The sequence below is a fragment of the Streptomyces sp. NPDC021020 genome, from assembly GCF_044333285.1.
Classification (GTDB): domain Bacteria; phylum Actinomycetota; class Actinomycetes; order Streptomycetales; family Streptomycetaceae; genus Actinacidiphila.
The window spans coordinates 143,414-164,569 of the sequence record NZ_JBIRQQ010000012.1; the positions used below are offsets into that span (position 1 = coordinate 143,414).

General features: G+C 74.1%; 17 protein-coding genes. 4 read left to right on the plus strand and 13 right to left on the minus strand.

From position 1 onward, the window contains the following. Nucleotides 1–97 precede the first annotated feature (97 nt). Nucleotides 98–811 carry a GntR family transcriptional regulator gene (locus tag ACH4SL_RS31090; RefSeq protein ID WP_398451699.1) on the plus strand — a complete coding sequence of 238 codons (714 nt, stop codon included), beginning with the start codon at nt 98–100 and terminating at the stop codon, nt 809–811. An 81-nt stretch (nt 812–892) separates the two neighbouring features. Here the strand turns inward: ACH4SL_RS31090 and ACH4SL_RS31095 are convergent, their stop codons facing one another. The 6 genes from ACH4SL_RS31095 to ACH4SL_RS31120 form a co-directional block, all read right to left on the minus strand. Continuing rightward, nucleotides 893–2,899 carry a right-handed parallel beta-helix repeat-containing protein gene (locus tag ACH4SL_RS31095; RefSeq protein ID WP_398451702.1) on the minus strand — a complete coding sequence of 669 codons (2,007 nt, stop codon included), beginning with the start codon at nt 2,897–2,899 and terminating at the stop codon, nt 893–895. Nucleotides 2,900–2,960: 61 nt separating this feature from the next. After that, nucleotides 2,961–3,872: a carbohydrate ABC transporter permease gene (locus ACH4SL_RS31100; RefSeq protein WP_398451705.1), complete on the minus strand. Its 912-nt coding sequence runs from the start codon at nt 3,870–3,872 to the stop codon at nt 2,961–2,963. 18 nt (nt 3,873–3,890) lie between these two features. Further along, on the minus strand, nt 3,891–4,853 hold the full coding sequence (locus tag ACH4SL_RS31105; RefSeq protein ID WP_398451708.1) for a carbohydrate ABC transporter permease: 963 nt from the start codon (nt 4,851–4,853) through the stop codon (nt 3,891–3,893). Then, nucleotides 4,832–6,085, minus strand: a complete 1,254-nt coding sequence (locus tag ACH4SL_RS31110; protein WP_398452022.1) for an ABC transporter substrate-binding protein — start codon at nt 6,083–6,085, stop codon at nt 4,832–4,834. Before ACH4SL_RS31110 ends, ACH4SL_RS31105 begins: the two co-directional genes overlap by 22 nt. A gap of 362 nt (nt 6,086–6,447) precedes the next feature. Next, a complete protein-coding gene (locus tag ACH4SL_RS31115; protein ID WP_398451710.1) occupies nt 6,448–8,388 on the minus strand; it encodes a heparinase II/III family protein in 1,941 nt (646 codons plus the stop codon). A gap of 5 nt (nt 8,389–8,393) precedes the next feature. Further along, nucleotides 8,394–9,689, minus strand: coding sequence for an alpha-L-fucosidase (locus ACH4SL_RS31120; RefSeq protein WP_398451712.1), 1,296 nt, complete (start codon nt 9,687–9,689; stop codon nt 8,394–8,396). Between the two features lie 155 nt (nt 9,690–9,844). Between ACH4SL_RS31120 and ACH4SL_RS31125 the strand changes: the two genes are divergently transcribed. Beyond that, complete coding sequence (locus tag ACH4SL_RS31125) at nt 9,845–10,618, plus strand: ribonuclease activity regulator RraA (RefSeq protein WP_398451715.1); 774 nt, start codon at nt 9,845–9,847, stop codon at nt 10,616–10,618. A 224-nt stretch (nt 10,619–10,842) separates the two neighbouring features. Here ACH4SL_RS31125 and ACH4SL_RS31130 read toward each other — a convergent pair whose 3' ends face one another. Continuing rightward, nucleotides 10,843–11,487 carry an SGNH/GDSL hydrolase family protein gene (locus ACH4SL_RS31130; RefSeq protein WP_398451718.1) on the minus strand — a complete coding sequence of 215 codons (645 nt, stop codon included), beginning with the start codon at nt 11,485–11,487 and terminating at the stop codon, nt 10,843–10,845. A gap of 273 nt (nt 11,488–11,760) precedes the next feature. Next, complete coding sequence (locus ACH4SL_RS31135; protein ID WP_398451720.1) at nt 11,761–12,690, minus strand: MerR family transcriptional regulator; 930 nt, start codon at nt 12,688–12,690, stop codon at nt 11,761–11,763. A gap of 108 nt (nt 12,691–12,798) precedes the next feature. On the opposite strand from ACH4SL_RS31135, the gene ACH4SL_RS31140 reads away from it, so the two are divergent. Continuing rightward, nucleotides 12,799–14,400 (plus strand): alpha/beta fold hydrolase, encoded by a 1,602-nt coding sequence (locus tag ACH4SL_RS31140; RefSeq protein ID WP_398451723.1) that lies wholly within the window; start codon nt 12,799–12,801, stop codon nt 14,398–14,400. An 89-nt stretch (nt 14,401–14,489) separates the two neighbouring features. After that, entirely contained in the window at nt 14,490–15,335 is an 846-nt protein-coding gene (locus tag ACH4SL_RS31145) for a hypothetical protein (protein WP_398451725.1), read from the plus strand. Nucleotides 15,336–15,356: 21 nt separating this feature from the next. On the opposite strand, the gene ACH4SL_RS31150 is transcribed toward ACH4SL_RS31145, so the two are convergent. The 5 genes from ACH4SL_RS31150 to ACH4SL_RS31170 all read right to left on the minus strand — a co-directional run bounded on the left by ACH4SL_RS31150 (nt 15,357) and on the right by ACH4SL_RS31170 (nt 21,077). Beyond that, nucleotides 15,357–16,004: a dihydrofolate reductase family protein gene (locus tag ACH4SL_RS31150; RefSeq protein WP_398451728.1), complete on the minus strand. Its 648-nt coding sequence runs from the start codon at nt 16,002–16,004 to the stop codon at nt 15,357–15,359. Between the two features lie 94 nt (nt 16,005–16,098). After that, on the minus strand, nt 16,099–17,619 hold the full coding sequence (locus ACH4SL_RS31155; RefSeq protein ID WP_398451731.1) for an NADH-quinone oxidoreductase subunit C: 1,521 nt from the start codon (nt 17,617–17,619) through the stop codon (nt 16,099–16,101). Nucleotides 17,620–17,842: 223 nt separating this feature from the next. Further along, nucleotides 17,843–19,375, minus strand: a complete 1,533-nt coding sequence (locus tag ACH4SL_RS31160; protein WP_398451734.1) for a proton-conducting transporter membrane subunit — start codon at nt 19,373–19,375, stop codon at nt 17,843–17,845. Then, on the minus strand, nt 19,372–20,118 hold the full coding sequence (locus ACH4SL_RS31165; protein ID WP_398451736.1) for a hypothetical protein: 747 nt from the start codon (nt 20,116–20,118) through the stop codon (nt 19,372–19,374). Before ACH4SL_RS31165 ends, ACH4SL_RS31160 begins: the two co-directional genes overlap by 4 nt. Beyond that, a complete protein-coding gene (locus ACH4SL_RS31170; RefSeq protein WP_398451739.1) occupies nt 20,115–21,077 on the minus strand; it encodes a respiratory chain complex I subunit 1 family protein in 963 nt (320 codons plus the stop codon). Before ACH4SL_RS31170 ends, ACH4SL_RS31165 begins: the two co-directional genes overlap by 4 nt. Nucleotides 21,078–21,156: the final 79 nt, after the last annotated feature.

A 21,156-nucleotide genomic window follows, 5' to 3' on the forward strand; every position in this document is an offset into this window, starting at 1 on the left:
CAGGCCCGGGACGTCCGGATCACCCCATCAGCTATCGATAGACGATAAAAGTGCGTACCATAGAGGGAACCCACCCCACAGAGCAGGATCGGGAGTCATGGCAACGAACCCGTCGGCCGATTTCGTCTCCACGCTGGCCACCAACAAGGACCGGTTCCGTAAGACCCTGATCTCCGACCAGGTCTACGGACTCCTCCGCCAATCGATCGTCGACGGCGAACTCGGCCCCAACGACCGGGTGGTCGAGTCGGAGATCGCCCGCCGCCTGGGGGTCAGCCAGGCGCCGGTGCGCGAGGCCGTCAAGCAGCTCGCCCGTGAGGGCCTGCTCATGCACATCCCGCGCCGCGGCCACTTCGTCGTCGAGATCTCCACCCAGGACGCGGAGTACGCCCGCCAGGTCCGCGAGCCCCTGGAGCGGCTCGCCGCCCGGCTCGCGACCGAGCACATCACCGAGCAGCAGCTGGAGATGCTGGACCACCTGGTCGAGCACATGCACGACGCCGTCGCCACCAACGACGTCAGCCGCTTCCGCGACGCCGACATCGAATTCCACACGCTCATCAGCCAGAGCGCGGGCAACCCGTTCCTGGAGCGCATGTGGGAGGTCATCGAGCCCTCCCTGCGCACCCTGCGGGCCATCTCCGACCCGCTGTTCCAGGGCGACTGGCACGCCATGGCCGACGAGCACGGCCGCCTGGTGAGCCTGCTGCGCTCCGGCGACGCCGACCAGGCCGCCGACGCCTTCGCCGACCACGCCGCCGGCCGCGGCCCGGTTCCCGACGCGCGGGCCGCGAAGAAGAAGCGCGGCTGACGCACCCACCGCACCCACCGCACGCACCGTGTGCCCGGACCGGAGTTCCGGTCCGGGCACACGCGGTTCAGCCCCCATGGATCACCGGCGGGCGCCGGCCGTCCACTTCGGCGCCCCGTACTGGTAGGCGCCCAGGCTCGGCACCGCGTCCGTCGAGCCGTCGTTGACGCCCGGCAGCGGGATCGCCGCGTTGCGGGCCGGGGAGGCGTCGGTCAGCCGGTAGTCGTGGGCGGCCGCGTTCACGAACAGCGGGTCCACGGCCGGGTCCAGGTTGTTCGACATCACCAGGCCGCCGTCGGTGGCCCCGTCGGAGCCCACGATCTGGCCGATGTTGTTGTAGATCTTCGTGCCCGTCGACTGGTCGGCGCCCTTGACGTAGAAGAGCGTCAGCCCGCCGGTGTTGTTGTACACACCGTTGTTGTGCGAGCCCGTCCCCAGGCCGTTGAGCATGACCGTGCCCTGGAGGTTGTTCCAGCCGACGTTGTTCGCGATGACCAGGTTGCTCTGCCCGTTGTCCGCGTAGACGCCCGCCACCGCGAAGGGCGTGACCCCCGGTGTCGGCGTGCCGTCGTGCAGCAGGTTGTGGTCGACGGAGGAGCCCATCATGTCCGCGCTGCAGCAGGTGTAGATGCCCGCGGTGTCCAGGCTCAGCCGCGCGTACTGCGAGATGTCGTTGTACGCGATCTTGTCCGGGCCCGCCGTCAGGCCCGCGGTGGTGCCCCACTGGAGGTTGATGCCGCTGCGGCCCACGCGGTAGATCGTGTTGTTCACGACCGTCTGGGAGTTGCCCATGACGGCGATGCCCGCCGCGTACGTGCCCAGGTAATCCACATCGTGGATGATGTTGTCGGTGGCCGTGTTGTTCTGCCCGGCCAGCGCGATGCCGTTGCCCGCGCTCAGCGACAGGTCGCTGTTCACGACGGTGTTGTACGTGCCGTTGACCACGATGCCGGTGTCGGAGACCCCGCGCGTCACGCTGGAGCCGCAGTCGGTGGCGCCCCGCGTGATGTCGCTGTAGTGCGACAGGTAGGTGCCGGTGAGCGTGTCCAGGGTGTTGTGGGTGCTGGTGGAGCCCATCGTGATCGTCGAGGCGAAGAGGTCGAGCCCGACGACCGAGGTGTACGAGGCGTTCGTCAGGTCGAACGCGAGCTGCCGCTGCTTGGCCTCGACCGTGTGCTGCGCCGGGCTGTCGGTGCTGTAGACGTACAGCTTGTGCGCGGCCGGGTCGTAGAACCACTCACCGGGGTTGGCCAGCTCGCCGATCTTGCCGGACAGCGAGTAGCGGGTGTCGGTGGGCACGACCTTGTGGACGCAAGGAGGGGCGACCGACAGCGTCACCGAGCCGGGCGCGGAGGAGGCGACGGTCGTCGTGGCCGAGACGTACCAGTAGCCGGTCAGGGCGCGGGCGCCGTCCCAGTAGCCCGCGGGCCGGGTCTGGGCCGCGTCCGCGATCACCGCGTCGGCGCTGCCCGCACCGGCGTGTTCGATCGCCGGGTTCAGCAGATCCAGGCCCGGGTAGGGCCACTGCGCCTCGATGTCCATGGACTTGTCGGTGAAGACCTGCACCGTGCCCGGGTCGCTGCCCAGGTCCACGTTCGTGCTCCACACGTGGCCCGCGGCCACCGCGTCGCTGAACAGCGAGTCCACCGCGTACGGGTCGCTCGCGCCGATCGCCGTGACGTCGGCGCCCGTCACCTGCGACCAGCCGGTGACGGGCGAGGCGCCGCTGATCGTCACCTTCGCGCCCGGGGCGGCCCGGTAGGTGATGGGCAGGCCCGAGCTGCCGGAGTGCGCCGGGACGACCGTCTCCGGATAGGTGCCCGACATGATCTCGCAGGTGTCTCCCGCGACCATCACGTCCGCGCACTTCTGGATGTGCTGGAAGGGCTTGCCGGTGCTGAGCCCGTCGAAGGTGTCGTTGCCGGTCGGCGAGACGTGGTACGTCGTCGCGCCCTCGGCCTTGTGCCCGTGCTTCTTGCCGCACGCCGCGCTCGCGGGCGCGGCGGCGACGAGCGACAGGACCGCGACCGCCGCGGTGGCCGCGGTCACCAGCCCTCGTCGTCCGCGGACCTGTGGTCTGTTCGACATGCGTGGCATTTTCACGTTCCCTCTTTCCTGACCAGGGGAAATGAGAACCGCCGGGGCGGGGTCATCCCTTGACCGCCCCGACGGTGAGACCGCTGATGATGTGGCGCTGCATGTAGATGAAGAAGATGACGACGGGCGCCACGGCCAGCAGCAGGTTCGGGAAGACCTTCGTGAGGTCGGTGCTGTACTGGCTGATGCCGGCGTAGATCGCCGTCGTCACGGTGTAGTGCCCGGAGGACGGGCTGAGCAGGATCTGCGGGCTGATGAAGTCGTTCCAGATGCCGATGGAGTTGAGGATCAGCACGGTCACGACCGCCGGGCGCATCAGCGGGAAGATGATCGTCCAGAACGTCCGGTAGCGGCCCGCGCCGTCGATGGTCGCCGCGTGGTCGATGTCGACCGGGATCGTGCGGATGAAGCCGACGAACAGGAAGATGCTCACCGGCAGGGTGGACGCCACGTCGTGCGCGACCAGGCCCGTCACGGTGTTCGCCAGCCCGAGGTCGCGCAGCACGTAGATCACCGGGATGATGACCGCCGCGCCCGGGATGAACGTCCCCGCGAGGAAGTACAGCATCACCAGCTGGTTGCGCCGCTTCATGCCGCGCGCGATCACGTACGCCGCCGGGCCCGCGAACGCGATGCACAGCACGTCCACGGCCACGACCAGGAAGAACGTGAAGCCGTAGCCGCCGATGACGTTGTACTGCGGGCTGTGGACCGCCGCCGACAGGTGCGCGAGGGTCAGCTTGCCCGGCACCAGCGAGAACGGGTTGTTCGCGATGTCCTCCTGCGACTTGAAGCTGTTGACCAGCAGCAGGTACATCGGCACGACCATGACCACGAACAGCACGCCGAGCAGCAGCCAGCGCACCGGCCCGCCCGACTCGCGCTGCTTCCCGGGCGCGGGGCCGCCGCTCCTGGCGGCCGGGGTCTTGGTCTTCTTCTGGGGCTCCGCCGCCAGTACGGCCATCACCGCCTCCTCACTCGTCTAGCTCGTCGCTGCTTGGTCTTGGCGGTTGCGCAGAGCCGTCACCCCGAGCGCCAGAACGGCGGACACGACCATCAGGAACACCGCCTGCGCGGTGGCGTAGCCGACCTTGGTGCCCTCGAAGGAGCGGGCCAGGATGAGGTACGAGAAGGTCTGCGTGGAGCCGGCGGGACCGCCGCCGGTGAGGCTCACGATGATGTCGTAGGCGCGGATCAGCCCGACGAGGTTCAGCACCGTCGCGATGGTCACCACCGGCGCGATCATCGGGATGACGACCTTGAGGTTGGTCTGCCGCCGGTTGGCGCCGTCGATCGCGGCGGCCTCCAGCAGCTCGGCGGGCACGGTCTGGAGCGCGGCCACGAACAGCACCACGTTGAAGCCGAAGCCGGCCCACACGATGACGGCGATCAGCGAGTAGAGCGCCATGTTCTCGTCGAAGAGGAAGCCGACCGGTTCGACGCCGAATTTCGCCAGCGTGTTGTTGATGGCGCCGTTGGTGCCGAGGATCGCCGCCCACAGGTAGCCGAGCACCAGCGCGCTGATGACGTGCGGGAAGTACGCCACGGCCCGGAAGAAGGAGTTGCCGCGCGAGCGCCCCTTGAGGATCAGCGCGTACACCAGGCCGAGCCCGACCTCGAAGACCGTGCCGAGGACGGCGATGAGCGCCGTTACGTACCACGAGTCGGTGGAGCTGGGGTCGTCGAAGAGGTGCCGGTAGTTGTCCAGGCCGATGAAGTTGACGGAGGAGAAGCCGTTCCAGTCCGTCAGGCTCAGGTAGATGGCGACGCCGACGGGGACGACGGTCAGCACCGTGTACAGCACCACCGCCGGGCCCATCATGGCCAGCGAGACCGCGGCCTCGCGGATCCGGATCGCCCGCCTGCTCGGCGCGGGCCGGGCGGCGGGGCCGGGGGCCGCGCCGGAGCGCGGCCCCTGCCGTGTCAGCTCTGCGAGTTCCACCACTTGTCCAATCCGGACGCCGCGCTCTTCGCGGACGTGCCCGAGAACAGCGACTGCACCGTCGTGTTGAGCTGGTCGCTGTAGCCGGCGATCGGCTGGCGCGGACCGGCCTTGACGATGACCGAGGGCGCCTTGTCGAGGATCTGCTGGACCTGGGTGCCCAGGCTCGACATCGGGTAGCTGAAGCCCTGCCGCAGGTTGCCGTCCGCCGCGAGCTGGCTCTTGACCGCCTCGGGGTCGGTGACCAGCCACTTCACGAAGTCGATCGCCGCGGCCTTGTGCTTGGAGCGGTTGACGACGACGTACGGGTCGGCGATGTTGCCGAACTGGCCGGACGGGTAGGCGCCGTCGGTCGGCATCGAGAAGACGCCGATGCCGTCGCTCTTCTTGGCCTGGTCGGCGGCGGGCACGAAGAACGAACCCATCATGTACATCGCCGACTTGCCGTTCAGGAAGTCCGTCTGGCCGTCCGCGTACGTCAGGCCCAGCGCGCTCTTCTTGAGGTAGCCCTTGTCGATCCAGTCCTTGTAGTTCTGCAGGTAGGAGGCGTAGCCGGAGTCGGCGAAGCTGACCTTGCCGTCCTTGCGCTTGACCGTCCAGTCGGGGTCGGCGGTCATGACGCCGGCGTCGGCCATCATCGAGAACTGGCCGCCGGTCACCCACTGGCCGGCCGTCTGGAGCGGGGTGTAGCCCGCGTCCTTGAGCTTGCCCATGGCGTCGGTGAACTGCGCCATCGTCTTGATGTTCGCGGCGTCCAGACCGGCCTTGGTGAAGGCGGCCTTGTCGTAGAAGACGAGCGACTGGATCTGCTCGCCGACACCGACCAGATAGCGCTTGCCGTCGATCGCGTACTGGTCGGCCAGCGGCGTCTTCGCCGTCCAGGCCTGGTCGGTGAGGTCGGCGAAGAGGTCCACCGTGTCCTCGGTCGGGGTGATCTGCTGGGCGATGTCCGGCGGGTCGCCCGCGGCCAGGTCCTGGGTGAGCTTGGCGTTCGCGGAGATGGTGCCGGTCAGCTCCAGCTTGACCGTGGTGCCGGGGTGCGCCTTCTCGTACCGGTCGAAGAGGGTGTTCCAGTACTGCTCGGTCAGGTTCGGCGTGATGTTGACGATGACGCGCAGGGTCGTGCTGCCGCCCCCGGCGGAACTCCCGGAGTCGTCGCCGCCGCATGCCGCGGCCGATGCCATTACCAGGGGGGCCGCGGCGAGAGCGCAGGTGCGGCGCCAGATCTTTCTCATTCGGGACACGCTCCGTTGCGTAGTCGTGAACACAGACGGCCGAGGTTCGACCCGACTGCGGGGGTTCGGTGGTGCGTCGAAGGCTGAGCCACTTTCAGAAACCGCTTACTGCACGGCCCCGGTGCGGCCACCGCCCCGCTCTCGTGCGGGGCGGTGGCGGTCGGTGCCGGTGGCGGCGGTGCGGTCACCGCGGCGGGGGGAGGACCGCCTGCCGTAACCGGGCCGCGGTGGGCCGCGGGGTGACGGTCCGCTGTCCCAGGGGTGTCACGTACCGTTCACCTCCAAGAATTATCGTCTATCGATTAATGATGCTAGGTGTGCTGCCGCGCATGTTCAAGAGCCGTGCGCGAAGCCCTTGGCGTTCAGTGCGCGCGGCTCCAACGCACGGCGATCCGCCCGGAGTCGGCGGGCTCCGCGACCGCCAGCGTCAGCCGGGTCAGCCGGGCGCCCCAGCTCTGCCGCAGCAGCGCGTCGTCCAGCGCACGCACCTCGACCACCGCCGCCGCGGCCCGCGGGTCCCACTCGGCCCGCAGCCCCGCGCCGTCCGGCGCCGTCACGGTCGCCCACCCCTCGCCCGCCTCGACGCGCCCGTCCAGCACGTGCCGCAGCAGCACCGGCCCGCCCCGCCGCCCCGCCCAGCGGTCCTCGACGACCACCGCGGGGCCGCCCCGCTCCAGCCGCACCTCCCGCTCCCAGCGGGCCACCAGCCCCGCCGGGTAGGCGCCGCCCAACTCGGCCCGCAGCGCGCTGACCTGGGCGTCCAGCGAGACGTCCACCTCGCGGGCGCCGTACGCGGCCCCCGGCTCCTGCTCGCCGCCGGGCTCGGGCACGTTGTGCCAGGCGCTGCGGAAGGGCCAGGCGTCGTAGCGGTCGGGGCCGAAGGTCCGGGCGGTGTACGCGGGCCGCCCGGCGTCCACGACGAGCGGCCGGCCGTCCACCGCGACCCAGTACGAGCCGACGTCCAGGTGGTTGTGGTGCTCGCCGTTGTGCCCGGCCTTCACCGCGAGCGTGAGCCCGGCCGTACTGCCCGCCGACTCCCGCGCCACCAGGATCTGCAGCCGCGGCAGCCAGCTCTCGCGGGCCAGCCACGGCGCTTCCACCGGAAACGCCGGAGACGCCGCTGGCGCGGTGACGGCCCGGCACCACGCCCGGTCCGCGAGTGCGGCCAGCGAACGGCCCAGGCCCCCGGTGTCCGCGATCCCGCCCGCCTCGCGGGCCGCGGCCACCGCGTGCGCGGCGGTCTCCGGCTGCCCGAGCAGGGCGCCCCACCGGAAGACCACCTGCCAGGGCCGCCCGCCGCCCAGCCGGGCGGGCGCGTCGCCGACGTTGACGTAGTGGTCGCCGCCCAGGTGCATACGCTGCGGGTAGCGCAGCAGCTCGGCCAGGACGGGCAGGTCGCGGGCGTCGAGCGCGGGCCCGCCCGCGTCGGCGAGCTGGTCCAGCAGCTCCAGCACCCGGCCCGCGCCCGCGAACCAGTAGGCGATGCCCTCGTCGATGCCGCCGTCGTCGGGCAGCACCGCGAGATAGTGGTCCAGGTCGTGCACCGCCCGGACCACCAGCCGGGCGCGCCGCTCGCCCTCGTCGCCGCCCCTGCTGCCGTCGCACAGCAGCAGTGCGGCGGCGACGACGGAACTGGCGATCCACGGGTTCCAGTTGTTGGCGGTGCCGTCCGCGCCGATCCAGTGCCAGTCGCGTACGCGCTCGTAGGGGCCGAGCACCCGCAGTTCCACCTCGCGCCGCAGCCGGCGGCGCAGGCCCGGCAGCCGTACGTCCAGGTGCGGGCCGAGCGCGCGGTCGGCCCACGCGAAGAGCGCGGCGACCTCGGCGGCGCCCAGGTCGAGGAAGGGGTCGTCCGGGTCGGGCAGCAGCTCGCCGCGCCCGGCGGTGTGCTCGTCGTGCGGGGCCCAGCACCAGGTGCTGGCCTCGGCGAAGGCGACCAGCCCGTCCGCGGCGGCGTCCAGGTGCGGGCACCCGGCGGGCTCGTCCGCGGCGGCCACCTCGCCGGTGAGCACCGCGGCCAGCACCAGCAGCGTCACCCGCTCGCGCAGGGCGCGCGCCCGCCCCTCGTAGGCGCCGCGCTCGCCGTCGCGGAAGGTCCTGGCCCAGTCGGAGGCGAGCAGCGGCGGCGCGGGGCGGGCCAGTTCGGCGGCGGCGCGGTCGAGCACGTCGGTGCGTATCGGCTCGGGCACCGCGTCCCACACGTCCCGCGCGGTCACGTCCGGGACGCCGCACCGCCCGCCCGGCGGCAGGGTCGTGAGCGCGTCCAGCGCGGGGGCCAGCCGTGCGGCAAGGGGTCCGGCCACGGCGGTCAGGCCTCCCCGCCGGATTCGCCGGGCTCGTTCGGCTCCTCCGGCTCGTCGAGGAAGAGCTCGATCACCGGGAGCAGCACGTCGGGGCGGCCGACCGGCACGGTGAGGGTGAGGGTGTCGGCGCTGCGGCCGGGGGGCGCGAGGTTGTTGTGCTCGTGCTGCGTGCCGTCGAGCTGCCGGAAGCGGATCTCGGAGCCGTCGTGCAGGAATTGCGCGTAGCGCACCCTGCCCGCGAGCCCGGGCAGGTGGATGTGCTTGAGCGGCCATGCGAGCAGGTGCAGGTAGAGGCGGTTTCCGGCCTGCGTGTAGAGGGAGTTGGCCGGGGCGCGGTTGGCGCTCGGCCCGGCGCCGCGCACCGAGCGGGCGTGCGGCTCCATCCACTCCCCGATCGCGGCCAGCGTGTCGCGGGCCCGCGGGTCGAGCGCGCCGCGGCCGGTCGGACCGACGTTGAGCAGCATGTTGCCGCCGCAGGCCACCGACTGGACCAGCATCCGCACCAGCAGGGCGGGGTCCTTGTAGTCGTGGTTGTCGCGGTCGTAGCCCCACGAGCCGTTGAGCGTGTGGCAGGCCTCCCACATGACCGGCACACCGTCGCGCTCCAGCGGCTCGTCGGGCTGGTACTGCTCGGGCGTCACGTAGTCGCCGGGGATGCCGAGCCGGTCGTTGACGACGATGCCCGGTTGCAGGTCGCGCACCATGCGCAGCAGTTCCTCGGCGCCCCACTCGGCCGGGCCCATGCCCGGGTAGGTGAAGTCGAAGAAGAGGTCGTCGATCCGCCCGTAGCCGGTCAGCAGCTCCCGCACCTGCGCGTGCAGGTAGTCGCGGTAGCCGGCCAGGTCGCGGGGCTCGCGCTCGGCGTCGGTGCCGCGCAGCGGGTGGTGGCGGTCGACGGGGAAGCCGGGGTGGTGCCAGTCGAGCAGCGAGTAGTAGAGCCCGACCCGCAGCCCCTCCGCGCGCATCGCCTCGGCGAATTCGGCGACCAGGTCGCGGCCCGCGGCCTTGGTGGAGGTGTAGTCGGTGAGCGCGGAGTCGAAGAGGCAGAAGCCGTCGTGGTGCTTGGCGGTCAGGACGGCGTAGCGCATCCCGGCCTCGCGCGCGGCCCGCGCGAGCTTGCCCGCGTCGAAGAGGTCCGGGTCGAACCGCTCCAGATAGCGGTCGTAGGCCTGCTGCGACATGGCCTCCCGGCTGCGCACCCACTCGTGCCGCGCCGCGAGGCTGTAGAGCCCGAAATGGACGAAGAGTCCAAAGCGCGCGGCCTTGAACCACTCGATGGGTGCTGTGGGTGCCGTGGGCACTGAAGTCTCCTGCCGTGGTTGACAGCTGTTGCCGGTCGGCTGTTATCTACCATCGATAGGCGATAATGTCACTGATGGTTGCGTGCCGAGGTGTGCGCGGAAAGGCGTGGCGGATGAGCCCGACAGGGGATCAGGGAGCGCCAGCGGCGGGGGACATGCACACGTACGAGTCGATGCGGGCGCCGGTCCACACCGCTTCCTACGTCCGGCCGACCGAGCGCATGCTGACGGCACTCCAGGGGGTGAGCGCCGCGACCGCCTGTGCCAAGCTGCACCAGTCCGGCATCACCAGGACCTTCATCGACGGCCCCGTGCCGCTGCACCGCGAGCCGGACGTCTCGGTCGTCGGCGGCGCGGTGACGCTGCAGTTCCTGCCGCAGCGCGAGGACGTCTTCTCCGGCGCCGCGCAGGAGGACGCCGAGCGCAAGACCGCGCTGTGGGGCGTGCTGGAGTCGATCCGGCCCGGTGACGTGCTGGTCGTGTCCGCGTTCGGCAGCCACTTCACCGGCTGCCTCGGCGACATGCTGGTGCGCTACTTCAAGCTGCGCGGCGGCGCGGGCATCGTCGTCGACGGCCGGGTGCGAGACGCGGCGCGCATCCGCGCGCTCGGCGTGCCCGTCTGGTGCACGGGCGTGACCCCGCACTACGCCTCGCAGACGGAGCTGTTCCCGTCGGCGTTCAACGTGCCGGTGGGCGTCGGCGGCGTCCTGGTGACGCCCGGGGATCTGATCGTCGCCGACGAGGACGGGGCGGTGGCCGTCCCCCAGGACCAGGCCGTGCCGCTGAGCGAGGACTCGCTGGAGCACCAGGACCGCGAGGCCTTCGCGCGCCGCCGGCTCGACGAGGGCGGGCGGCTGTCCGACTACTACCCGCTCACCGCGGCCGGGATGGCGGAGTACCTGGCGGCGCAGGAGCAGGCGGCGGGATGAGCCGCGCGGGACGGTTCGCGGAGGTCCGCGAGCCGCCCCCTTCAGGACGGGGTGCCTGCCGGTGGGTGCCCTCGGACGGGCCGGGGCGTCGGCTCCCCGGCCCGTCCGGACGCGTCCCGCCCCGGCGCCGCAGCACGGCGCCGGGGCGGGGTCGCGTACGGGGCGCGGGGGTGCGGGCCGCGCGGGGGTTGCGCGTCACGCGCGGCCCGCGGGGCCCGGCGGGCTCAGACCGTGGCGGTGGCGGACCGCGCGCCGACGAGCTGCAGCCAGGCCGCGGCCAGGCACGCGTGGCCCGCGGGCGTCAGGTGCACACCGTCCCGCGCGATCGCCTCCGCGCTTCCGGCCTCCCGCGCCGCCTGGTTGAGCAGCCCGTCCGCCGCGAGCAGCGCCGCGTCGAACTCGGTGGCGAGGCGGCGTACGGCGTGGATCCGCGGGTCCAGGTCCTCGCGCCACCCCCACTGCGTGTCGTCGACCGGCACGAGGAAGGGCTCGACGAGCACCAGCCGGGCGCCCGCGTCGCGGGCCTGGCCGAGGATGGCGCGGAAGTCCTGCGCGTAGTCCCCGACCGTCGTGACCGCGCCCTCGTCGTAGCGCCGCCAGGTGTCGTTGATGCCGACCATGACCGTCAGCAGGTCGGGCGCGAGGTCGAGGGTGTCCTGCTGCCAGCGGGCCCGCAGGTCGGCGACCCGGTTTCCGGCGATCCCCCGGTTGAGGACCCGGCGGGCGGGATTCGCGGCCGCCAGGCTTTCGGCGATCAGGCTGACATAGCCGTTGCCCAGGCTGGAATCGTCGTCGCGGTCCCGGCCCGCGTCCGTGATGCTGTCGCCCTGGAACAGCACGCGGACGGAATTGCCAAGCGTTACGGACATCGTCTCTCCTCGGGAGGTCTCTCGCACCGAACGGGCACGCCCGCGCCAGCATCCGAGCAGGTCAGGGGTGTGGCGGAACCTGTTCCTGCCGCGCGTCGACCGTAATTCCGCCGATCGGCGGAAAATGCGTGGGCGGCCGGAATGGATGCTACACCGGGTGCGGCCGTGCGAACAGTAATTCCCCGCTCGGGAAAGCGAGTTGGAGGCCCCTCGGAATGTGGTCCGGTATTTCCCGAGGGGTGAATTCGGCGTGCCGGCAGTCGGGCCGCCCGCTCAGGCGAGCGCCGTGGTGAGCCACGCGTGGGCGGCGCCCGGGGTGGTCGGATCGGGGCCGGTGATGCGGGCGACGAGCTCCCAGTAGCGGTCGATCCGCGGGTCCGCGGCGAGGACGGCGCCGAGCCCGCGCCGGAAGGCGGGCGTGTCCCGCACCTGCTGCGAGGTCGCGTAGGCGGCGACGAAGCAGTCCAGCGCCTCGCCCGGGTGCGGCGCGCGCCCGGCGCGCACCTGAGGGCCCGCCAGCGCGTAGGCCTCGTCGAGGCCCTGGTAGAGGAGGGCGGGCCGGTGCCCCGCGTCCGCGCGGTGCGCGGCGGGCTGGCCGCTGCCGGTGCGGCCCGTGCAGTCGGCGGACACGAAGGCGTGCAGCCGCGCGAAGGCGAGCGCCTGCTCGGGCGTCGGGTCGTCCGGCGGCTGCGGTACGGACAGGTCGAGGATGCGCGCGACCGTACGGGCCGGCATCCGCGGCGGCAGCCAGCGCCGCCAGAAGCGGGCCATCGCGGCGGTACTGGGCGGCGCCGCGCTCGCGCACACCGCGCCGAGCAGCCGCAGCCGTTCGGCCCGCTCCTCGGGCCCGCAGTCGTGCAGCAGCCGCAGCGCCGTCTCCTGCCAGCGCAGCGCGGCCAGCCGCGGGCCGAGGTCGCGCAGCCGCGCCGCGACCGCGCCCTCCAGCGCGTCCCCGGCCTCCACCGCGCCGTCGCCCTCCTCGCGCAGGACCCGGGCGACCTCGGGCACGCCCATCCCCAGCGCCCGCAGCGAGCGGATCGTGCGCAGCCGCTCCAGCGCGTCCGGCCCGTACCGCCGGTGCCCGCCCGCGCTGCGCGCCGCCTCGGGCAGCAGCCCGCCGTCCGAGTAGAACCGCACCGCCTTGACGGTCACGCCGGCCTGCCCGGCCAGCTCCCCGATGCTCCACAACCGGTCGGACGCCATGTGTACTTGAACCTCCCTCAGGGGGAGTTCCTACGGTACCGGCGGGCCCGGCGGCCGACCGCGGCCCCGGGCGTACGCGACGCGTACCCGAGGTGGGAGGAGAAGGCGATGGCGGTGGGGACGGCGTTCGTCCTGGTGCCGGGGCTGCACACGGGGGCCTGGATCTGGCAGGACGTGGCGGAGCGGCTGCGGGAGGCGGGCGCGCAGGCGCTGCCACTGACGCTGACGGGCATGGGCGGGTCGGGCGCGCAGGCGCAGGCGCCGACCGGCATGGACGGGTCGGGCGCGGGGGCCGACCTGGAGACGCATGTCGCGGACGTGCTGCGCGCGGTGGAGGGGACGGACGCGGAGCAGGTCGTGCTGGTCGGCCACTGCTACGGCGTCCACCCGGTGCTGGGCGCGGCCGACCGCCTCCCGGAGCGCGTCGCCCGCGTCGTCCTGCTCGACACCCCGATGCCCCAGGACGGCGACCCGGCGGCGGCGCTCGTCCCCGACCAGGCCCTGCGCGAGCGGCTGCTGAGCCGTATTGCAGCGGAAGACGCCGCGGCGCCCGGCGGGGCCGGACCCGGGCCGTCCGGCGCCGGCGAGCCGGGCGCGCCCCTTCCCCCGCCCCCCTCCGCGCAGGCGTGGGAGTCGCTCGGCAGCCTCGCCGGGGTTGGGCCCGAGCAGCGCGAGCAGCTCGTACGCCGGGCGGTGCCGCAGCCGTGGGGGACGCTCGCCCGGCCGCTGCGGCTGGGCGGCGGCGGGGCGACCGGCTCCGTGCCGGTGAGCGGGGTGCTGTGTGCGAGGAACGGGTCGAGCCTGGCGATGATCGAGGGGGCGCTCGCGCTCGGCGACCCCCGCTACGCCTACCTCGCCGCGCCGCACCTGAGCTACCTCGACATGACCACCGGGCACTGGCCGATGCTCGCGGACCCGGACGCGACGGCCGGTGTGCTGCTGCGCGCGGCCGCGGGCGAGGGCGCCGTCCCGAAGCCGCCGGAGCGGAACGGACCGCCGCCCCACCTGCGCCCGTTCCTGCTCGACGTGCCCGAGCGCCCGCGCGAGCGGCTGGGCCGGGTGGACTTCCACCTGCCGGACGGCGACGGGCCGCACCCCGCGGTGCTCCTCGTGCACGGCGGCCCCGTCCGGGAGGGCGCCGACCCGACCCCGCGCGACTGGCCGGGCTTCCTCGGCTACGCCCGGCTCCTCGCGGGCCGGGGCGCGGTCGCCGCCGTCGTGGACCACCGGCTGCACGGGCTCGGCGACTTCGGCACCGCCGCCGGGGACGTCGCGGACGCGGTCGAAGCCGTGCGGGCCCACCCCCGGGTGGACGCCGACCGGGTGGCGCTGTGGTTCTTCTCCGTCGGCGGCCTGCTGTCCGCGCAGTGGCTCGCCGCCCCGCCGCCGTGGCTGCGCTGCCTCGCGCTGACCTACCCGCTGCTCACCCCGCTCCCCTCGTGGGGCGTGCAGGGGCCGCGCTTCCACCCCGCCGAGGCCGTACGCACCGCAGGCCGGCTGCCCGTCGTGCTCACCCGCGTGGGCCGTGAGCGTCCCGAATTCGCCGTGACGGTCGAGGACTTCCGCGAGGCGGCCCGCGCCGCCGGGGTGGACGTGCAACTCGTCGACGTCCCCTCGGCCGAGCACGGCTTCGAGACCCCCGACCACTCCGACGAGGCCCGCGCCGCCGTCACCACCGCGACCGGCGCCGTCCTGGCCCGCCTCGCCTGACGGCCCGTCCCGGCCCGTCCCCCGGGTGTGCAACTGCCGCGCCGCCCCCGTACGTCTTCCCGCGAAAGGGGAGGCGGCGGGGGTGTGCCATGGGGGAGCAGGATCCGGGCCCGCTGGAGCGGTGGCTGCGCGGGGAGGACCGGCGGCGGCGCGGGATCAGCCCGGACGGGCCGAAGCCGTGGCTCCGGACGGGGCCGCCGGACACGTGCCCGGTGCCGGAGCGGCAGCGGGCCTGGACGGAGCGGTGGCTGGGCTGGTGCGTGCAGGAGTTCGGGCCCGCCGTGCCGCGCCGCGAGGTCGCCGTGCCGGGGTTCACGCCCGCGGGCTTCACCGGCACGCAGGAGCAGGCCGAGGAGCTGGTGCGGCTGGTCGGCGCGGTGATGGACGCGGACGTCTCCGGCATCGGCGTGGTCCTGGTCGAGTCGCCGGAGCGCGAGCAGCACCGCAGCCACCAGGTCGGGCAGTACCGCAAGGTGCTGGGCCGGGCGGTGATCGAGCTGGACACCCGGGTCGCGGAACGCCCCGACGCCTTCGCGGGGCTCGTCGCCCACGAGCTGGCGCACGCCCGGCTGACCGGCGAGGGGCGTGTCGCCGGGCTGGGGCTGACCTCCGGCGAGGGGGAGCGGCTCACCGACCTGGCGACCGTCTACCTCGGCATGGGCGTGCTGACGGCCCGCGCCGCCGAGGACTACGACCGCTCCGCGGAATTCTCCGTGACGGCGGTCGGCGACCTCACCGACCGCCTGCTGACCGCCCGCCGCTTCGAGATGCACCAGATGGGCTACCTGGGCCCCGCCGAATTCGGCTACGCCCTCGCCTGCTGGGCGCTGCTGCGCGGCGAGGGCGGTGTGCCGCCCTGGGCCCGCCACCTGCCGGGCGGCGTACGGGACGCCCTCCGGCAAGGGTTGATGTACCGGGCGGTCCGGGGCGGCTGACGAGCGGGGAGGGCGGCGGCCTCAGGCGTCCTCGCCGAGCCCGCGGTCGGGCCGGGACATGTCCCCGGTCCGCGGGGTCCCCTCGGCGAGCCCGTACTGCAGGAAGACCGTGCCCTTGGGGCTCGTGGCGGGCGCTTCCAGGAGCGTGAGGTTCGTGGGCACCGCGCCGCCCTCGAAGACCTTCTTGCCGACGCCGAGCACGATCGGGTGCACCCACAGGTCGAGGCGGTCGAAGAGCTTCTCCCGCAGCAGCGTCTGCACCAGGTCCACGCTGCCGACGACCGCGACGTGCTCGTGCCGCTCGCGGATCTCCCGCACCGCGGCGGGCAGGTCGGGGCCGAGCAGCGTGGACCCGGCCCACGGCAGGTCGGGCGTGCCGCGCGAGGCCACGTATTTCGGGATGCTGTTGAAGAGGGTGGCGAAGCCGCCGTCCGGGCCGTCCTCCTGGTGCGGCCAGTAGCCGGCGAAGATGTCGTACGTGCGCCGCCCGAGCAGCAGCGCGTCCGTCCCCTCGTACGCGGCGCCGATCTGCGCGCCCACCGCCTCGTCGATCAGCGGCGCCTGCCAGCCGCCGAACGGGAAACCGGCCGAGGGATCCTCCTCCGGCCCGCCGGGCGCCTGCGCGACGAGGTCGAGGGTGGTGAACAGTTCGATCTGGATGCGGCCCATGGCGTGCTCCCGTGCGGTCGTCCTCTGCCGGCTTTCCGGTTCATAGGGTGGACCGGCGGGCGCCGCGGAACTCATCGCCCGGCGGGCGGCCGGCTCACAGGTCGTTGCCCGCGTAGGAGAGGTTGAAGCTCTTGTTGGCCAGCGGGAAGTCCGGGACGATCGTCGACCGCAGGGCGACCGGCAGCGCGGGCCAGTTGAAGAAGGACGGGTCCACCGGCTTGACCCGGGTCAGGGTGCCGTCGGCGGCGAGCTCGACGCGGGTCGTGATCGTGCCGCGCCAGCCCTCGGTGACGCCCACTCCGGAGGCGGGGCGCGGGCGGCGGGCGAGCGGCGCGGTGTGCGTGCCGGGGGAGCCGAGGGCCGCGGCGAGGTGGTCGACCAGGGAGAGGGAGACCTCGATCTCCTCGGCGCGGACCAGGAAGCGGGCCAGGACGTCGCCGGTGGTGTGCACGGGCACGGTGAGCGGGGCCGCGGGGTCGTCCAGCAGCGGGTGGGCGACGCGGGCGTCGGCGGCCAGGCCGCTCGCCCGGGCCACGTAGCCCAGGCACCCCAGGGCGCGGGCGGCCTGCGCGGACAGCTGGGCGGTGCCGGTGAAGCGGTCGCGCACGGTGCTGTGGCCGAGCGCGAGTGCGGCGATCTCCCGGATGTCGGTGCGCAGGGCGGCCGTTTGCGCCGGGTCCGGGAGCTCCCGCAGGGCGGCGCCGCCGGGGTGGACGCCGCCGCGCAGCAGCCGGTGGCCGGTGGTCCGGGCGTTGAGCCGCAGCAGCTGCTCGCGGACGCGCTGGGCGTGGGCGTTGAGGACGGAGTGGCCCACGTCGTTGCACAGGGCGCCGAGGTCGGCGACGTGGTTGTGGACCCGCTCCAGCTCCAGCAGCAGGGCCCGCGCCCGGCGGGCGGCCTCGGGCACGGCGGTGCCGGTGGCGTCCTCGACGGCCAGGCAGTACGCCAGGGCGTGGCCCACCGCGCTGTCGCCGCTGACGCGCTCGGCGAGCCGCAGCCCGGCGGGCACGTCGCGGCCCTGGAAGAGCCCCTCCACACCCTTGTGGACGAACCACAGCCGCGCCTTGAGCTTGATGATCGTCTCGCCGACGACGGAGAAGCGGAAGTGGCCGGGCTCGATGAGCCCGGCGTGCACGGGCCCCACCGGGATCTCGTACACCCCGTCGCCCTCCACCCGCAGGAAGGGGTACGGCCCCTCCGGTTCGCCGAACGGCGGCGGCGGACCGGCGTCGGGGCGCAGCGGATACCAGCCGCGGGGCCAGTGGAAGTGGCGTACGAGGCGGCGCGGCAGCGGGTGGTCCAGCGGGCGCACGCCGTGCAGGTCGTGCATCTCGCGCTCGAACCGCCCGGCGGGGAAGGACAGCCCGGCGAGCGAGGGCACCCGCGGCCGGTCGGCGTCGAGACGTACGTGCAGCTCAGTACGGGTGTCGGGCGGTCCGGCGAGGAAGAGGTACACCACCCGCACCGCCCGCCCGCCGGGCGCGTCCGCCCCGTCGTGGTGGGCGGCGACCAGCGCGAGCCGCTGCCCGGCGCCGAGCAGTGCGCGGGCCCGGGCGGTCAGCCCGGCGGCGGAGACGTTCTCGACCCTGCGGTCGACGGCGATCGACGGCGTCATCAAAGCCCTCCGGTACGTACGCGGGCGCCCACCCGGCCCTGCCCCGGCCCACGGACCGGCGTCCGCCGGAGGGAGGCGGGGATGGGTGTCCGTGGGTGGGTGGCGGTGGGCGGTGTCTGCCGGGCGCCGACTACGGCGGCGGGCCGCGTGCGCCGGGCGGGGGCAGGAGATGGCATCTTCCGGCGGGCGGGGTGTCGCGTCGAGGCGGCAGCAGGGGGCATCGTCAGCGGCCCCCGACCACCGCGGCCGCCGCGGACAGCAGGTCCGACAGCGGGCCCAGCGCCGTACCGAGCGCGGCGCACGCCAGCAGCCCGGCGACCAGCGGTACCACCGACACCGCCGCCTCCGCCTCCGCCTGCGGCGCCTCCGCCTCCGGCGGCCCGGCGGGGGAGGGCCCGAGCACCATCCGCCCCGTGCGGTAGCCGAGCGCGGCGAAGGCGAGCAGCGCCGGCGCCAGCGCGAGCGACACCGCCCAGCCCAGCCCGTCCGCGAAGCCGCCCCGCACGATGCCGACCTCCGACGCGAACAGCGAGAACGGCGGCAGCCCCAGCAGCGCCACGACCGCCAGGCCGAAGACGGCGCCGAGCGCGGGCGACTGCGCGAGCAGCCCGCGCACCCGGCCGATCCGCGTCGTCTCGCGCAGCCGCAGGATGTGGCCGGAGGAGCAGAAGGCCACGGTCTTGGCCAGGCCGTGCCCGGCGATGTGCAGCAGGGCCGCGGGCATCGCCACCGGCCCGCCGATCGCCGCGCCCAGGGCGATCACGCTCATGTGCTCCATGCTGGAGTAGGCCAGCATGCGCTTGTAGTCGCGCTGGGCGAGCAGCAGCGCCGCCGACAGCGCCAGCGTGACCAGCGCGACGGTGGCCAGCAGCGCGCGGGTGTAGCCGGGGCCGAGGGCGGCGTCGGCGACCGCCTTGCAGCGCAGCAGCGCGGTGAAGGACACGGCCAGCAGCACCCCGGACATCAGCGCGGACACGGGTGCGGGCGCCTGGCTGTGCGCGTCGGGCAGCCACGCGTGCAGCGGCACGAGCCCGGCCTTGGCGCCGAAGCCGAGGACGACGAGCGCGGTCCCGAGCCGGGTGACGGCGGGGTCGAGGCGGCCGGCGTGGGCGGCGAGCGTGGGCCAGTCCAGCGCGGACGCCTCGGAGATCCCGGCCTGCCGCGCCGCGTAGTAGAGGAGCACCGTGCCGAGGAAGGCCAGCGCGATGCCCACCGAGCAGATCACCACGTACTTCCAGGCGGCCTCGACCGATCTGCGGGTGTCGCGGTGGCCGACGAGGAAGGCCGTGACGATGGTCGTCGCCTCGATCGCCGCCCACACCAGGCCGAGGTTCGCGGCCAGCAGGGCCAGGCACATGGTGCCGAGGAAGGCGTGGACGAGCGTGTAGTAGCGGTGCGTGCCCGCGTCGTCGGTGTGCCCGGCGGCGCGCTCGCCCGCGAGGTGGCCGGGGCTCGCGGCCAGCGCGAGGAGCGCGACGGAGCCCGTCACCAGCAGCATCCACACGCTCAGCCCGTCCGCGCGCAGCAGCCGCCCGTAGGCGTGGGCCGGTCCGTGCGCGGGTACGTGCGCGGCCAGCACGGCGCCGCACGCCACGATCGCGGCGGGCACGAGCAGCCCGGCCCACTGCGGCAGCCCGTGCCGGGCGGGCGCGGCGCCCCGGGCGGCGCGGCGCCAGGCCACGGCGTGGGCCGCGGCGGCGGCGAGCGGCACGCCCGGCGGGAGGGTGAGCAGGACGGCGGACTCGGCGGGGGTCATCGGTCGCTCAGCTCCCGCAGGTCGTCGAGGTCGGTGCCGCCGAAGGCGGTCCGCATCCGGGCGGTCAGCACGTACAGCACCAGCACGGCGAGCAGCACGTCGAAGGACACCCCCAGCTCCACGATCGGCGGCACCCCGGAAGCGGCGAGGAACGCGGTGGCGGTGATGCCGTTGTCGAGCGTCAGGAACCCGACGACCTGCGCGAGCGCGCGGCGCCTGGCCACCAGCACGAGGAAACCGACGAGCACGACCGCCAGCCCCACCGGCAGCGCCCTGGTGGCCGGAGTGGGGTGCAGCGCGACCAGCGGGCGCGCGACCGCGTAGGCGAGCAGGACGAGCACCGCGGCGGCCACGAGCGAGGCGGCGACGTTCACCACCGGCCGCGTCTCCCGGCCTTCGCCGCCGTCGAGGCGGTAGTACGAGGACGGGTTCGCGTACGGGTCCCGGCCCGCGTCACCGGGGCCCGTACCGTCGCCGGGCCCGGCGCCCGCGTCCAGTGCGCGCCGCAGCAGGTACGGCAGGACGCCCGCCCGCAGCACCCCGACCCCCGCGGCGACCGCGAGCAGCCCCCAGCGCCGTTCGTGCCAGCCCAGCACCGCGGCGATCGCGGCGAGCGCGGCCCCCTGCACTGCCAGGACCCGCACCAGCACGGCCAGTTCGCGGCGCCACAGCACGACCACCGCGCACAGCAGGAACGCCCCGCACGCCAGGTCCAGCAGCTGGACGTACACCCCGTGGCTCACCGGCCCGCCTCCCCGTTCAGGACGTACGAGGCGACCACCGCGAGCAGCGCCAGCAGGAAGGAGCCGGCGAGGAGTTCGGGCACCCGGAAGAGCCGGACCTTCGCCCAGAACACCTCGGCCGCGGCGATCGCGGTGCCCAGCACCGCGACCTTGGCCACCAGCAGCACCAGCGCGAGCGCCAGCGCCGCCGCCGAACCGCCGGTCGCGACACCCCACGGCGCGGCCAGCGAGGCGAGCAGCCCCAGCAGCACCGCGAGCCGCATCTGCGAGCCGAGCTCGACCAGGGCGAGGTCGGGCCCGGCGTATTCGAGGACCATCGCCTCGTGGACCATCGTCAGTTCCAGGTGGGTGGACGGGTTGTCCACCGGGATCCGCCCCGTCTCGGCCAGCACCGCGACCGCCAGCGCGGCGATCGCCAGCAGCCAGCCGGGAGAGGCCGGCCGGGCCGGGTGGTGGACGGCGCCCTCCACGATGGCCGACAGGTTGGTGGAGCCCGCCGGGATCGACAGGGCGAACACCGCGAGCAGCAGGGTCGGTTCGACCAGCGCGGCGATCGTCATTTCGCGCGAGGCGCCCATGCCGCCGAAGGCCGTCCCGGTGTCCAGGCCCGCGAGCGCCAGCGCCACCGTGCCGAGCGCCAGCAGCGCGACCACCAGGATCAGGTCCCCGCCGCCGCTGGCCGGCGTCCGGGTCGCGGCGAGCGGTACGAGCGCGGCGACCACCGCCGTCCCGGCGACGAGCAGCAGCGGCGCGAGCCGGAAGGGCGGCCCCGTCCCGGTGGGCGTGACCGCCTCCTTCCGCAGCAGCTTCCGCACATCCCGCCACGGCTGCCCCACCCCGGCCCCCGCCCGCCCTTCGAGCCGCGCCCGCACCTGCCGCATCCACCCGGCAAGCACCGGCGCCCCACCGCCCACCACCCCGACCTGCGCGGCCACGGCCACATACCCGACGCCACTCACCCGCCCACCCCCGGGCGCCGCCCCGCTGGCCGGGACGCGTCGCCGCCCGGCGCGGTGGGCGCTTGCGCGCCCGCGGGTC

What these genes read in the sequence shown, in the direction of transcription:
- ACH4SL_RS31090 (WP_398451699.1), top strand. Translation starts at nt 98, where the DNA reads ATGGCAACGAACCCGTCGGCCGATTTCGTCTCCACGCTGGCCACCAAC.
- ACH4SL_RS31095 (WP_398451702.1), bottom strand. Translation starts at nt 2,899, where the DNA reads ATGTCGAACAGACCACAGGTCCGCGGACGACGAGGGCTGGTGACCGCG.
- ACH4SL_RS31100 (WP_398451705.1), bottom strand. Translation starts at nt 3,872, where the DNA reads ATGGCCGTACTGGCGGCGGAGCCCCAGAAGAAGACCAAGACCCCGGCC.
- ACH4SL_RS31110 (WP_398452022.1), bottom strand. Translation starts at nt 6,085, where the DNA reads ATGAGAAAGATCTGGCGCCGCACCTGCGCTCTCGCCGCGGCCCCCCTG.
- ACH4SL_RS31125 (WP_398451715.1), top strand. Translation starts at nt 9,845, where the DNA reads ATGCACACGTACGAGTCGATGCGGGCGCCGGTCCACACCGCTTCCTAC.
- ACH4SL_RS31130 (WP_398451718.1), bottom strand. Translation starts at nt 11,487, where the DNA reads ATGTCCGTAACGCTTGGCAATTCCGTCCGCGTGCTGTTCCAGGGCGAC.
- ACH4SL_RS31135 (WP_398451720.1), bottom strand. Translation starts at nt 12,690, where the DNA reads ATGGCGTCCGACCGGTTGTGGAGCATCGGGGAGCTGGCCGGGCAGGCC.
- ACH4SL_RS31140 (WP_398451723.1), top strand. Translation starts at nt 12,799, where the DNA reads ATGGCGGTGGGGACGGCGTTCGTCCTGGTGCCGGGGCTGCACACGGGG.
- ACH4SL_RS31145 (WP_398451725.1), top strand. Translation starts at nt 14,490, where the DNA reads ATGGGGGAGCAGGATCCGGGCCCGCTGGAGCGGTGGCTGCGCGGGGAG.
- ACH4SL_RS31150 (WP_398451728.1), bottom strand. Translation starts at nt 16,004, where the DNA reads ATGGGCCGCATCCAGATCGAACTGTTCACCACCCTCGACCTCGTCGCG.
- ACH4SL_RS31155 (WP_398451731.1), bottom strand. Translation starts at nt 17,619, where the DNA reads ATGACGCCGTCGATCGCCGTCGACCGCAGGGTCGAGAACGTCTCCGCC.
- ACH4SL_RS31160 (WP_398451734.1), bottom strand. Translation starts at nt 19,375, where the DNA reads ATGACCCCCGCCGAGTCCGCCGTCCTGCTCACCCTCCCGCCGGGCGTG.